11 protein-coding genes are annotated in these 12,958 nt (G+C 57.8%); 2 read left to right on the top strand and 9 right to left on the bottom strand.

Features of this window, described 5'->3' with window-relative positions; genetic code table 11:
• Nucleotides 1-6 precede the first annotated feature (6 nt).
• A complete protein-coding gene (locus tag HY010_09685; GenBank protein ID MBI3475993.1) occupies nucleotides 7-1,041 on the bottom strand; it encodes a methyltransferase in 1,035 nt (344 codons plus the stop codon).
• Between the two features lie 129 nt (nucleotides 1,042-1,170).
• Here HY010_09685 and HY010_09680 point away from each other — a divergent pair, with 129 nt between their 5' ends.
• Nucleotides 1,171-2,703, top strand: a complete 1,533-nt coding sequence (locus tag HY010_09680) for a Ppx/GppA family phosphatase (protein ID MBI3475992.1) — start codon at nucleotides 1,171-1,173, stop codon at nucleotides 2,701-2,703.
• Here the strand turns inward: HY010_09680 and HY010_09675 are convergent.
• From HY010_09675 to HY010_09645, 7 genes are all read right to left on the bottom strand, one after another.
• Nucleotides 2,655-3,185, bottom strand: a complete 531-nt coding sequence (locus tag HY010_09675) for a histidine phosphatase family protein (protein ID MBI3475991.1) — start codon at nucleotides 3,183-3,185, stop codon at nucleotides 2,655-2,657. The genes HY010_09680 and HY010_09675 overlap by 49 nt on opposite strands.
• Nucleotides 3,185-5,350, bottom strand: a complete 2,166-nt coding sequence (gene ppk1 / locus HY010_09670) for a polyphosphate kinase 1 (protein ID MBI3475990.1) — start codon at nucleotides 5,348-5,350, stop codon at nucleotides 3,185-3,187. The genes HY010_09675 and ppk1 overlap by 1 nt, the downstream gene beginning before the upstream one ends.
• Before the next feature lie 17 nt (nucleotides 5,351-5,367).
• Nucleotides 5,368-5,745, bottom strand: a complete 378-nt coding sequence (locus HY010_09665; protein ID MBI3475989.1) for a hypothetical protein — start codon at nucleotides 5,743-5,745, stop codon at nucleotides 5,368-5,370.
• Between the two features lie 94 nt (nucleotides 5,746-5,839).
• Nucleotides 5,840-7,627 carry a putative porin gene (locus HY010_09660; protein ID MBI3475988.1) on the bottom strand — a complete coding sequence of 596 codons (1,788 nt, stop codon included), beginning with the start codon at nucleotides 7,625-7,627 and terminating at the stop codon, nucleotides 5,840-5,842.
• A gap of 228 nt (nucleotides 7,628-7,855) precedes the next feature.
• Entirely contained in the window at nucleotides 7,856-8,854 is a 999-nt protein-coding gene (gene pstS / locus HY010_09655; protein ID MBI3475987.1) for a phosphate ABC transporter substrate-binding protein PstS, read from the bottom strand.
• Nucleotides 8,855-8,970: 116 nt separating this feature from the next.
• Nucleotides 8,971-9,747: a hypothetical protein gene (locus HY010_09650; protein MBI3475986.1), complete on the bottom strand. Its 777-nt coding sequence runs from the start codon at nucleotides 9,745-9,747 to the stop codon at nucleotides 8,971-8,973.
• Between the two features lie 234 nt (nucleotides 9,748-9,981).
• Nucleotides 9,982-11,769 carry a Na+:solute symporter gene (locus HY010_09645; GenBank protein ID MBI3475985.1) on the bottom strand — a complete coding sequence of 596 codons (1,788 nt, stop codon included), beginning with the start codon at nucleotides 11,767-11,769 and terminating at the stop codon, nucleotides 9,982-9,984.
• A gap of 159 nt (nucleotides 11,770-11,928) precedes the next feature.
• On the opposite strand from HY010_09645, the gene HY010_09640 reads away from it, so the two are divergent.
• Nucleotides 11,929-12,468 carry a DUF1801 domain-containing protein gene (locus HY010_09640; protein ID MBI3475984.1) on the top strand — a complete coding sequence of 180 codons (540 nt, stop codon included), beginning with the start codon at nucleotides 11,929-11,931 and terminating at the stop codon, nucleotides 12,466-12,468.
• Between the two features lie 36 nt (nucleotides 12,469-12,504).
• Here the strand turns inward: HY010_09640 and HY010_09635 are convergent, their stop codons facing one another.
• Nucleotides 12,505-12,951: a VOC family protein gene (locus HY010_09635; GenBank protein ID MBI3475983.1), complete on the bottom strand. Its 447-nt coding sequence runs from the start codon at nucleotides 12,949-12,951 to the stop codon at nucleotides 12,505-12,507.
• Nucleotides 12,952-12,958: the final 7 nt, after the last annotated feature.

Genomic DNA, 12,958 nt, shown 5'->3' with positions numbered 1-12,958 from the left:
TGACGTCTACGCCGGAACTCCTTCCACAATCGAGTCCGCAGCCGCGGTGGGAATAATCCGTGAGAGTTTCCATCCGGAGGCCTCCAGCAGATTGCGGAATTCTACTTCCGTGCGCTCCCGTCCGCTGGGGAAGATCAACATTTGCAAATCCAGAAACTTCGCGGGGGAGAAACCGTTGCCCGGCTGGATTACGCAATCGACGATCAGCAACTTTCCGCCGGGATTCACACCCTGGCGGCACGCTTTCAGAAGGTTGACGCAGGCCTCATCCGGCCAATCATGGATGATGTGTTTCATGAGATAGGCATCAGCGCCCGACGGAACCGAATCGAACATATCGCCGGAGGAAAGTGCGCACCGGTCCATGTGTACCTTGAGGGCCCCCGTCCTCGCTCCTTCGAGCACATGGGACATCTCATAAAGCGTGCCTTTGAGATGAGGATTCCTTTCCATCAGAGTGGCCAACAGGAGTCCACGGCCCCCTGCTACATCGACGATGCTCTGAATGTCCGAAAAGTCGTAGGCATCGGCCACAGCGGGGCCGTCAATGCTGGAGAGGGCCGTCATGGCCTCGTCAAAAACCCGGGCTTCCTCTGGATTGTGCTTGAAGTACTCGAAGATGGGCATGCCGTAAATTTCGTCGATTGACGGCTTGCCGGTGCGCACGCAATGTTCAAGCCGGGACCATCCGCGCCCGTGCCATTCCCGCCCGGTCATGATGGCGAGACCGCGCAGGCTGGGGCGGGCGTTGGTGCGCAGAACCGCCGACATCGGGGTTTGCGAGAACATCTTGTCCGCACCTTCAGCGAGAACTCCAACGCTGGCGGTGGCGCGCATCAGGCGGTAAAGCGCGTCCGGTCGAGCGCCAGTTTGGGCCGCCAACTCATCGGCCGATTTGGACCCATTCTCGAGCAGGTCGGGCACTGCCAACTGCGCCAGGCAGGAGATTGCTCCAGCGATATAGGCGCCATTTACCATCTGCAGGATGCCGACGTGGGCCGGTGGGGCGGGGTTAGATGATGTCTGGTTCTCAGTATTCAAGCGCAGTCTCCCTCTTGAGCTCAAGATTGGGCTGGATTGTACACCTGCACGGCAGGCCTCGCCGGCGTTCGCAAACAATTGCGTTGCGCCGTTGCGCCGGCTGTAAGATGAGTGGACGTCTCACGCCCTATGCCTACGTTTGCTGCCGTGGATATCGGATCGAACTCCGTCCGCTTGAAGATCGCACGCCTGCAGGGCCACCGCCTGAAGGAAATCCATGAAGATCGCGAGGTCACGCGGCTCGGCGAAGGCGTATTCAGTGGCGGATTGCTGTCGCCCGAAGCGATGGCTGAGACGGTGCGCGTACTGAGGCGCTTTCATCGCGCCACGCAGGAGTGGGGCACAGACTCCGTGCGTGTGGTTGCGACCGCAGCGCTGCGCGACGCCCGAAATTCACGGGCATTCCTTGAATGGGTACGATCCACCACGGGATGGAACGTGGAAATCATCTCTGGCCTGGAAGAAGCTCGACTCATTCACCTGGGGATCATTTCCCACGGCCGACTGAGCGCGGATCCCGTATTGCTGGTGGATCTGGGCGGCGGTAGTTGCGAACTGACTGTGTCGCGCAAGGGACAGATTCGGGAAACCGTCAGTCTCCCGCTCGGTGCAGTCCGTTTGACCAGCGATTTTGTGGTTCACGATCCCCCGCGCAAGAGTGAACTGGAACGGCTGCGTGGTTTTGTCGCCCGTGAAATGGGTCGTATTCAGGACAGGATCAAGTCCGCACGCGTTCAGGCCGTGATTGCTACTTCGGGCACGGCTGCCGCCCTGGCAGGCGTATCTGCCCATCTCGCCCGCCTTCGCAAGCAGAAACCTGGCCCCACGGTTACGCGGGACAGCATGCGCCGGATCGTCAAACTGATTGCCCGATTGCCGCTCGATCAGCGAATCAAGGTGCCAGGCATCGGACCGCGGCGCGCCGAAATTATTTGCGCGGGTGCCGTGGTCTATGGGGAACTTCTCGAACGCTGCCATCTCGCCGGCTTTCGCTACTCTCCGTTGGGATTGCGGGACGGCATTCTCGCGCAAATGGCTGCCGATTCCGATCACGCGACTCGCTCCGGACGCGCCATCGAGTCCGAACGCTGGGAATCGATCAAACGCGCAGTCGAACACTACCGGGTGGAGATGCATCATGCATTGCAGGTACGCGATGCGGCGCTGCTTCTCTTTTCCGGCCTGAAATCGGTGCACCAACTGCCGCCGGAGTATCGGGAATGGCTCTCGGCTGCGGCAATGCTGTATGAAGTGGGCGACTACGTGAATCGCAATGGACACCATCGCCACACCTACTACATCATTGCGAACTCCGAGATCCTCGGATACACACCGCAACAGCGGCGCATCATCGCCGCCATCGCCCGGTACCTGGGCAAGTCACGTCCGGCATCGGACGATGCACCCATGCAACCCCTCAATCCCGAGGAACGCGACTACGTCACCAAGGCATCGGTATTGCTGCGTCTGGCGCGCGCTGCCAATCTTGGGAGAAGTCAATCGGTGGGAAAAATCGCGGTGTCCGCACGGAACGCGACGGTGACATTGAAGCTGAGTCCCCGCGGCAAAGCGAGCGTCGATCTGGAACTTTGGGCGATTGAAAAAGATCGCGCCTATTTTCGGGAAGTTTTCGGACGGGCGCTTTCGGCTGCGGCCGTGTGAAGAGCACGCAGAATCCGAGGCGTAAAACACCAACTCAGAGACCCAGAACTCCGGCGTGTTTCTACTTTGGCAACGGCGCCTTTTTTCAGATCGAGGGTGGCTTCACAACCGTTCGCACTGATCACGCGTCCAAGAAATTCCCGCAGGTTTGGATTGTGTCCCACCAGCAGGATCGAATCCTGCCGCGCATATTTCGCCAGCATCTTCTGGAAATCCGAGAAGGTCGCTTGCGGGCGCAGTGCATTTTCGAGCACAAGCTTTCCTTCGTGACCAATCTCATTGCCCACCAGCGAGGCGGTCTGCAACGACCGCTTTAACGGGCTCGAAATGATGACTTCCACATGGACACCGAGAGCGGCCAAGGCTCGTCCCACGTAACCGCATTGCTCGATGCCGTCCTTGTCGAGCCCACGTTTTTCGTCTTTCTTGGCACTGGTAAGCCGTTCTCCGGCGCTGGCGTGACGTAAGAAATAAATGAACATTAAGTTCTAACAACACCTTTCCGAACCGTAGCAGAAGCGCGAGTGCTAACCGACGCAGGGATGGATTCCGGAGTCTCCTTGCCTTCCGACAGGGCAATCAGGAAGTCCTGCGCATTGAAGGCGGCGCGCCCAGTGGGAGGTTTGCGGCTCCGTCCACGAGGCGACTGCCATGACCGCAGATAGCGACCGTCATTTTGCAGAAAGCGCGCTTTTACATTGTCGGCCATGTACGCAGCCAGAATTTCGTGGACCACGCGGTCCCGCAGCAGAGGGTTCTTCAGCGGAAACATTACTTCGACGCGTTCATGAAGATTACGCGGCATCCAGTCGGCGCTCCCGAGGTACACCTCGGGTTCGCCGCCATTTTCGAAATGATAGATGCGGCTATGCTCGAGGAACCGCCCGACGATGCTGCGTACTCTAATGCGGTCGCTCAGCCCGCGGATGCCCGGACGCAGCGAACAAATTCCGCGCACCAGCAAATCGATTTCCACTCCTGCCTGCGACGCGCGGTACAGTGCCTGCACGATGCTCTTATCAAGCAGCGAATTCATTTTGGCAACAATACGCGCGGGACGTCCGGCCCGGGCATGTTCCGCCTCCCGCTCGATCAACGCCATGCACTTCTCTGCCAGATCCAGAGGTGCCACTAACATCGGGCCGTAGTTGGGATGCTCCGCGTAGGCGGTGAGAAAGCTGAACACGTCATGCACTGCGCTGGTGATTTCCGGATCCGCTGTAAAGAGACTCAGGTCGGTGTAGATGCGGGCCGTGGTCGCGTTGTAGTTCCCGGTTCCGAGATGAGCGTAGCTGCGCGCCACGCCATCGGGATCGCGGCGCACCAGCAGGGAGAGTTTGCAGTGTGTCTTCAGGCCAACCAGGCCGTGAAATACCTGCACGCCGGCATCTTCCAGATCGCGCGCCCAGCGGATATTCGAGTCTTCGTCAAACCGCGCCTTCAGTTCCACGACGGCCGTGACTTCTTTGTGTGCGGCTGCGGACATCAACGATGGAACGATCAGCGAATGTTCGCTGGTTCGATACAAAGTCTGCTTGATGGAAAGAACGCGTTCATCTTCTGCCGCCGACTGGATGAACGACACCACCGCATCGTAGGAATCAAAAGGGTGATGGAGCAGGATGTCGTGCCGGCGCAATTCTTCGAACAAGTCTCTGGATTTCGCCGTTAAGCGCAGTTCGCGGGACGCAAACGAAGGATACTTCAATTCCGGATGACCAGCCTGGTCATAAACATTGAACAGCCGCGACAGATTCACCGGACCGTTGACCCGGAATACCTGCCAGGGGTCCAGTTCAAATACCGTGCGCAGACGCTCGATGATTTCAGGATCAGCATCCGCTTCGATCTCCATGCGGACAGCATCTCCTTTTCGGCGGTTGTGCAGCTCCGCGCGCACGGACTCGAGCAAGTTACGGGACTCTTCTTCCTGCAGGTAGAGATTGCTGTTGCGAGTGACACGGAAGGCAGACGAGGAAACGATGTCGTACCCGTGATACATGCGCGCCGCGTGATACGTGACCAGGTCGGCAAGAAAAATAAAGTCAACGGTTCCCTGGCTGGGAAGCCGCACCAGCCGCGGCAATGCACGTGGGACTGTGACCACTCCTGTGTACGTCAGCGAAGACCGGCGACGACGGCGCAGCAGCAGGGCCACGCATAGAGCTTTGTTGATCACACGTGGAAATGGATGCGAGGGATCGACCGTAACGGGCGTGAGCAGGGGATCCAGTTCCCTCTCACAGTAGTCGTTCACATAGGCGAGGCCACTCTCATCCAACTGGTCCACGCTCAGGACGCGAATGCCCTGTTGCATCAATTCCGGCCGGAGGTGATCGTTCCAGCACCCATATTGTTCTTCGACGAATTCATGGGTCAGACGGTTGATGAGTTCACGCTCCTCGATCATGGTCATGCCATCGGGAGTCGTCTTGTTATACCCATCTTCCAGTTGCTGCAGGAGGCCGCCCACGCGGACCTCAAAAAACTCGTCGAGGTTGCTGGCCGAGATTGCCAGGAATTTCAGCCGTTCCAGCAAAGGATTGTGTTTGTCCTGCGCCTCTTCGAGAACACGCCAATTGAAATTCAGCCACGATTCTTCGCGGTTGAGCAGGGCGGTCGGACTGTCGATGTTGGGGCGAGCCATGACGATAGAAACCGGATTCAGTGCTTGCTTGCGGATACTGCGGTACGCTTCAAAATTACAAAACGAATCTCGACGCCATTCGGCCGTTTCAAGAACAGACTGTGCCCGTGGACCCGTCCCTCGACTTCCACGCCAGCTTTCCAGAAAACCGGCAAGGTTTCCCACGGACTACTGGGCTGATACTCCCCTTCGAGAATCTTGTCTCCGGCACGTACCGCAACCTCAAACCAGGGGTCCTGCTGATAGATTGGCGTGTCGTTGACCCAAGCGACGACTCGATCCCGTACAACCTGCTCGGCGCGGACGATCGTCATCGGCAGTTCGCCGCTTTCGACCGCGTTCGAGCCTGCGCACAGAGCCAGCAACAGCAGCGCGACCAGACCGACTCGAACCATACTCCAGCTCTCATTATAACAAGCAAAAAGTGGCGCCGGGTTTGGACCGGCGCCACCGTGTAACTCTTTTAATCACTGTCGTTTATCGGCATGATTAGAAGGTGTAAATCAAATCAAACTGCAAGCGATTCAGCCATGGCTCGGACTGTCCCGGCAAAATCACTCCAACTCCCGGCGTGGTACCGGTCTTCATGCCTGAGGCCAGGACTGAGTTCTGGAGGAACGGATCGAGGGTGCGTCCGTGCCACCAGGTGAAGGCAGCCGTCGTGTTCTGGCGAATCCGCCAGAGCGCGTAGATGCGATGCTGCACGATGTTGGACGGAGCGCGCTGATCGCTTTCGTTGAAGGAAGCGATGGTCGCGTCCTGTTCGTGGCGGAGGAATGCGTATCCAACCTGGAGGTCGCCGCGGTTCTTCTGCTGACCGATACTGAAGTCCGCATAGTAAACGTGCGACTGGCTGCCCAGGGACTTATTTGTGCTCGCCCCCGGATCATCAACTACGTCCTTCACGGTGTTGTCGAACGGATGCGAAGAAGCGTTCAGGTTGTTTTCGTATTCGACGAGCAGGTTAAGAGGCAGTCGCGCCCACTTCGTCTTGAACGTGTTGTTCAGGATGAGATCGGCGTACAAGAAGCCCGACAGGAAGTGGAGGTGGTTTGCTGAGTCCCTATAGGTGGAGTTGGTCATTCCATTGGCGGCAAAGGTACAAGCCTGGGAACTTTGCAAGCCACTGCTGGACGGGGTGCTGCAACCGGGACCTTCACCTGTGATCGGGAAGCTGATTACTTTTCCATTGACGTCGACGACGCCGGTGTTATTCGTGCTGGTCGCCTGCACCGAGAAGAAGCTGGAGTTCAGGATCGCGTCCGGATAGCGCCAGTTCATCACGAGGAACGATGGCGTCATGGTCCACCATTTCGTGAGTTGGAGCCGTCCGCCAACCTGGCCGCCGACTGCAAACGAGTCGTGGCCGTGATACAGGCCGCCTGTGCCGCTGGCCTCGTTGTAGAACAGCTGCATCAGGTTGAGGTTCAGGTTCTTCACAATCGGAATGCTGGTGAAGTCCTTGGACAACCGCTCGCTGAAGCCTTCCGGGTTGGTGTCCGGATCGCCAGTGACCTGTGTGCGCTGCCACTGATAGGCGAATTTCCCGCCGGTCAGCGAGAGCCACTTGTGGGCCACCGGGTTATACGTGATATAGCCCTTGTCGAGACCGATCGTCTTGCGGTCGAAGTTATTGGTGAAGGTTTCGTTGGTCGTCGTCGGATCACCGAGCGAACCGGTGGCCAGCGCAACTCCCGCCGTGAAGTCGTCATTCAACTTGCCTTCAAATCCGAAGCGGACACGGATACGAGCTCGGTTGCGGTCCGCACAAGCGACGCAGCCGCTGTAGCCCTGGAAGAAATCTTCGCCACGCACACGCACGTCCCCTGTCCAGCGGAACCGGCCGAGTGTATTTTCAAGGCCAGTCATGCGCTTCTGCTCGTCCTGAGCGGAGAGGGCATTGTTGGTCAGGGTCGTCTGAATGTCGGCATACTGCGAATTCAGCTTGTCGACCGAATCCTTCGGAGCCGCCGAGGCCTGCACTCCTGCCGCAGTCATCTGGGCATCAGTGGCAGCCTGTTGCGCCGCTTGCAGCTGTTGCTGTGTCTTTTGAGCCTGGTCGGCGCTCTGCTGCAGTTGTTGGTTGGTTTGCTGCAGCTGCTGCTGCAGGGTCTGGATTTGCTGCTGCTGGGCTGCCACGGCATCTTTAAGAGCCTGGATGTCCGCCGTCGAGGTGGAAACCGGCTTCCGTGCCATTTTCTTGGCCGGCGCTGCGGTCTGAGCCAGCAGCGACGATGCCAGTAGCAGAATACCGCCTACCTTGAGAACCGCCGTCATTTGATCTCCTTTTGCGAAATACTCCATAATCCCTACTAACTTACTAGACTCTATATTGGTTGGCAATTTTCGTGCCATTTCGGCTGCGTACCAGTGCATCAAAATCTGGCATTTTCACGCTCTGCCGCTTCAAGTGGAGGCTGGGAGCGCACTGTACACTGCAAAACATTTCGCTCCCAGGCCGGCACTTCCCTGCTCCGCCAGGGATTCACTCCCCGGCAGAGCGGCCTATTTGACCTGCTTGATGGTCGCTTTTACTTTTTCCGCCACGCTATCGGGCAGGGGCGCGTAGGACAGTTGCGAGGTCATCTTCTGGCCGTCATTCACCATCCACGCAAGGAAATCGGCGAGGATCTTCCCCTTTTTTGGATCCTTCGCCTGTACGGGGACCAGCAGCCATGTGAAGCTGGAGATCGGATACGCGTTCTTACCGGGAGCATTTGTGATGGACACGCGGTAGTCAGCTGGCATGCTCTTCACCGAACCAGCCGCCTCGGTGACGCCGTCTAGAGACGCCTTAACAAAATTTCCGGCTACGTTTTTGACCGAGCCATAAGGAATGTTGTTTTGGACGGCATAGATGAGTTCGACGTAACCAATCGAACCCTGCAATTGGCGAATTTGTCCGGCCACACCCTCGTTGCCTTTGCCCCCGATTCCCGGAGGCCACTTCACGGAAGTTCCTCTCCCCACCGTCGTATCCCATTCCTTGCTGACCTTGGCGAGATAATCGGTGAAGATAAAAGTCGTGCCACTGCCGTCGGAGCGATGAATCGTGATGATCGGTTGATTCGGGAAAGTCACGCCGGGGTTCACTTTCGCGATGGCGGGATCGTTCCAACTGCTGATCTTGCCGAGGAATATGTTGGCCAGCACTTCTGGAGTGAATTTGATTTCTGCCGACACGCCCGGAACGTTGTATGCGGGCACGACAGCACCCAAGACCGTCGGAATGTGCAGAATCTTAACTTTGGACTGCGAAAGCTGGTCGTCGGTCATCGGTCCGTCACTGGCGCCGAATTCAACCGTGGCATTGAGAACTTGCCGGATACCGCCTCCGCTGCCGATCGACTGGTAATTAATTTGCACGTCCGGATGCAGCTTGTTGTATTCGCTGAACCACTTTGAATACATGGGATAAGGAAACGTAGCGCCCGCACCGTTCAACTGGGTTGTCTCCCCCAGCACCGGCAGCGCCACTAACGCACACACCAGCAATAACGCCATGCGACGAATCACTCGTTAGTCCTCCTCGATTGGGTTTCGAGGTCAAGGCTATGGACTGAGTATTAAAGGAAGGTTACAGAGTGGTGAATTTCTAATGAACGGCGTAGCAAGGCCAACTACTTAGGGGAAATCGAACTCTCCAAACGCGCCAGCTCTAAAGGAAAGAGATGATTGTTGGGAAAATCTTTTTGCAGGGTGAGCAGAATCGCACGTGCCTGCGGCCTGTCCTTATCGCGCACGTACGCGATGGCCAGCAGAATGCGCGCAAACGGAGCCAGCAACTGACCCTTTTCCGCGGTTGTATGGAGTTCGGAAATGCCCCGAGCCTTGTCGCCGGAAACTCCGCCCATCCTCAACAGCCAGCGAACCGGCGCCGACATCGAGCCGACGATGTAGCGGCTGATCCCACCCGCCAGATAGGCGTCGTAACAAATCGGATGAGCCGCGAGCAACTGATCCGCCCAAGCCGATGCCTCTTTGGTATAGTGCAACGAAGACAAACTCCGTTTCTCAATCAAGGCGGCGTAATCGGCACGCAACCCGCTCGCAAGCGTCAATCCCAGGAGCGCGTCGTGATCATGCGGATCACGTGCCAGTCGCGACTTTCCCAGAGTTTCAGCACGCGTGAGTTCCTGATCAAACAAATCGCGCTGCTTGGCATCGGCATCGTATTTCTTACGCGCAGCGAAGGCGGAGTCGTCCTCATAAAACTGCGCTTCCAACACGCCCAGCCGGTTGAATTCTGAAAACAGAACGCCAGCCGCTTTACTGACCGGGCCCATGGGATTATCTGGATTCTTCTCTTCCCATGATTGAAATTCTTTTTGCGCGCCGGGAAAATCAAGGTTATAGAGATGGTTGAAACCGTTCTCCAGGCCCGGGGGCGTCGACATTTCGGTAGCGAAAGCCAGGCTCGTGGCAAACAAGAACGACAAGATCAATGCAAAAGCAGCGCAGCCACTGCGCTTCGTGAATCGAATTGGAGACTTTTTCCCCACGATCGGCACTGAAAACTTAGATGCACCCAGCCCTGTCACGAAAATGTCAAATCGAAACGCGGAACAGCGCGCAGAGACGAGGCAAGCGTCGTCCCTGCCCCGGATCGCTAATGATTCAAGACTACTTCTTTAAGTCGACAGCGTGCGCTTGCTGAGGTCGCGGGATAGCGCCCACCCGCAGGCAGCAGCGATGCCTAGAAAGATGACGCCCTTGCTGCGAGGCCCAAGGAGCAACCAGCCTCCTCCGAACAATGCGGAGTAGACCATCGCACAGCCCAGCACCCAGGAAAGCAAGTTCCGTCCCAGATCGCGAGTCGGCGGCACTTCGGGCGCCAGCCGGGCGATCGGCGCCCATCCACCTACGTGTGGACGCACCTGGCGGTAGAACTTCACCAACAATTCTTGTGGTTCCGGCGAGGTCAGATAAGTGACGATCATCCACACCAACGTCGTGATCGCCGTGGTGGTGATTGCTGTCTTGGCAAAGATCACGGGCTGGTTGCCCATGAACGGCGCCCACCAGCGCAGCGCCACGGTCGAGACCAGGGCGGTTGCCATTGCAGAAATTTCGCTCCACGCATTGATGCGCCACCAGTACCAGCGCAGCAGGTAGACGCCTCCGGTGCCCGCGCCGGCCTCCAGTACGATTTCCCATCCCGAGCGAATCGACGTGAGCGCCGCGGAAACCAGCGCGGCGAAAATCACCAGGAATACCGTCGCGACACGTGACATCACCACGTAGTGCGAATCGCTCCCATCCTTCTTGACGAAGCGCTTGTAGAAGTCCGCGACCAGGTACGACGCGCCCCAATTCAACTGCGTCGCGAAGGTCGACATGAATGCTGCCATGAATCCGGCGACAACAATTCCGCGTAACGCCGGCGGCACATGCTGTGTGACGACCATCATGTACCCCGACTCCGGATGTTCGAGATGCGGATAGAGCACGACGACCGAAAGCGCGGTGAGAATCCAGGGCCAGGGCCGCAGTGCGTAATGCGCAACGTTGAACCAGAGCACCGAGAGCAATCCGTGCCGTTCGTCCTTCGCGCTGAAGATGCGTTGCGCAATGTAACCGCCGCCGCCCGGCTCCGCTCCGGGATACCAGAACGCCCACCATTGCAGTCCAAGATTCACGACGAAGGTGAGCGCGGGAAGCGTCCAAAGTAGTTCCGTATCGACCGGTTTGGAGAAGTCAGGAAAGAATGACGTCGCGTCGCCGGCATTCGATCCTGCGGCAGCTTTCATCTCTGCCAACCGCGTGAGCAGCGCGCTCATGCCGCCGCAGGCTTTCACGGCGAAGTACGCGACCGCGATCACGATGCTCATCTTCAATACGAATTGAAAGAGATCAGTCCAGAGCACGCCCCACAATCCGCCGAGCGCGACGTACAGGCCTGTGAACGGAATCAGGAAAAAAAGGCAGATGGCCAGCGCACGGCCATCGCTGACGCCAAGCGTGGTGGCGACGATGCTGGTCATCGCCTTTGTCACCCACCCCAAGATCAGGCAATTCATGAGCAGCCCGAGGTAGATGGCGCGAAAGCCGCGCAGAAATGCCGCGGGCTTGCCGGAGTAGCGCATCTCCGCAAACTGCACGTCGGTGAGCAGTCCGGAGCGCCGCCAGAGCCGCGCAAACAGAAACACCGTCATCATCCCGGAGAGCAGGAACGACCACCAGAGCCAGTTCCCGGAAATTCCCTGCGTGTACACCAGGCCGGTCACGACCAGCGGAGTGTCGGCTGCGAATGTAGTCGCAACCATGGAGGTCCCAGCCAGCCACCAGCTCACACTGCGGCCAGAGACAAAGTAGTCGTCCATACTCTTGCCGGATCGGCTGCGGAAATACAGTCCGAGGAAGAGCGTGATCAGCAGGTAGCCGGCAATCGCCGTCCAATCAAGGATTGTGAAGTTCATGGGCGGGAGAAGGATAATGCAAAGCAGTCAAAAGGGGTTAGTGATTAGTTTCGGCCAGACCGAGGCATCGCAACGCTCCCGGGGGCAGGCGTGATAACGGAGAATCTGAATCTATAAATTGGGGTCGGCCAGTTGATATAGTTCGGAGACGGCGAATCCATGAAACCACCATCGAACGTCAAGACGCCCGAGCAGTACATCGCCTCACTTCCCGCCGATCGTGCGAAGACGATCTCCACGGTGCGCGCACTCGTGAACAAGCACATTCCGCGCGGCTACGATGAGTGCCTGACCTGGGGGACGATCGGCTGGACGATCCCCCTGTCTCGATATCCAGACACATACAACCAGCAGCCGATCTGCTACGTAGCGCTCGCGGCGCAGAAAAACTTCTGCTCGCTCTACCTGATGGGCGCGTTTTGGAGTGCGCGCCAGCTCGAGCAACTGAAGGCGGCGTTCAAGACGGCGGGCAAGAAGCTCGACATGGGAAAGTGTTGCGTTCATTTCCAGTCGCCGGACGATTTGCCGCTCGCAGCGATTGGCAAGCTGATCGCGGCGATTTCAAGCGAGCAGTGGATCGAGATGTACGAACAATCGCGCTCGAAGACCAAGTCGGGACAGGCGCAGAAGAAGAAACTAGGCGCCCAATCAAAGAGCAAGGCGGCCGCCAAGCGTGGGACCGCAAAGCGTCGGCGGTAAATTCTTCCAGCATGACTCGCTGATAGCGGGCCGCCATTACCCATAAGTCAGGTCGGTGCTCTGCCCAACCTCGATAATGTATCCGTCAGGATCGCGGATGTAGCAGCGTATCTCGCCGTACTTGGGGATCGGCTCGGTGATGAATTCCGCTCCTCGACTTTTCCATAGTTCATAGCAGGCTTGAATATCCGCAACGCGAAAATTCAAAAAGCTGTTGATGTGATTCGGGTCAGGGACGCTGAGCGTTACCGTCGGCTTATCCGGAGTGGGCCCGCCGCCAACGTTCAGAATCATCCAGAGATTCGCCAGCTGAAGGTACGCAGGTGCGTTGCCGTCCCCCAGGCTCAGGATGCGAGCGCCGAAGACCTTTTCGTAGTAGCGAGCCGATCGCTCGATGTCGGCGACGGTGAGAAAATGCGCAATGCTGATCCCCTCGCGCGGGGGCATCTCATAACTCTTCTGGTCGATTTGTACGGCGTTCATGGGTCAC

It is taken from the genome of Acidobacteriota bacterium, from assembly GCA_016196065.1.
In the GTDB taxonomy this organism is placed as follows: Bacteria; Acidobacteriota; Terriglobia; order Terriglobales; family Acidobacteriaceae; genus Acidiflorens.
Note: the sequence above shows the minus strand (reverse complement) of the source record. Positions and strands in the feature narration are given on the sequence as shown.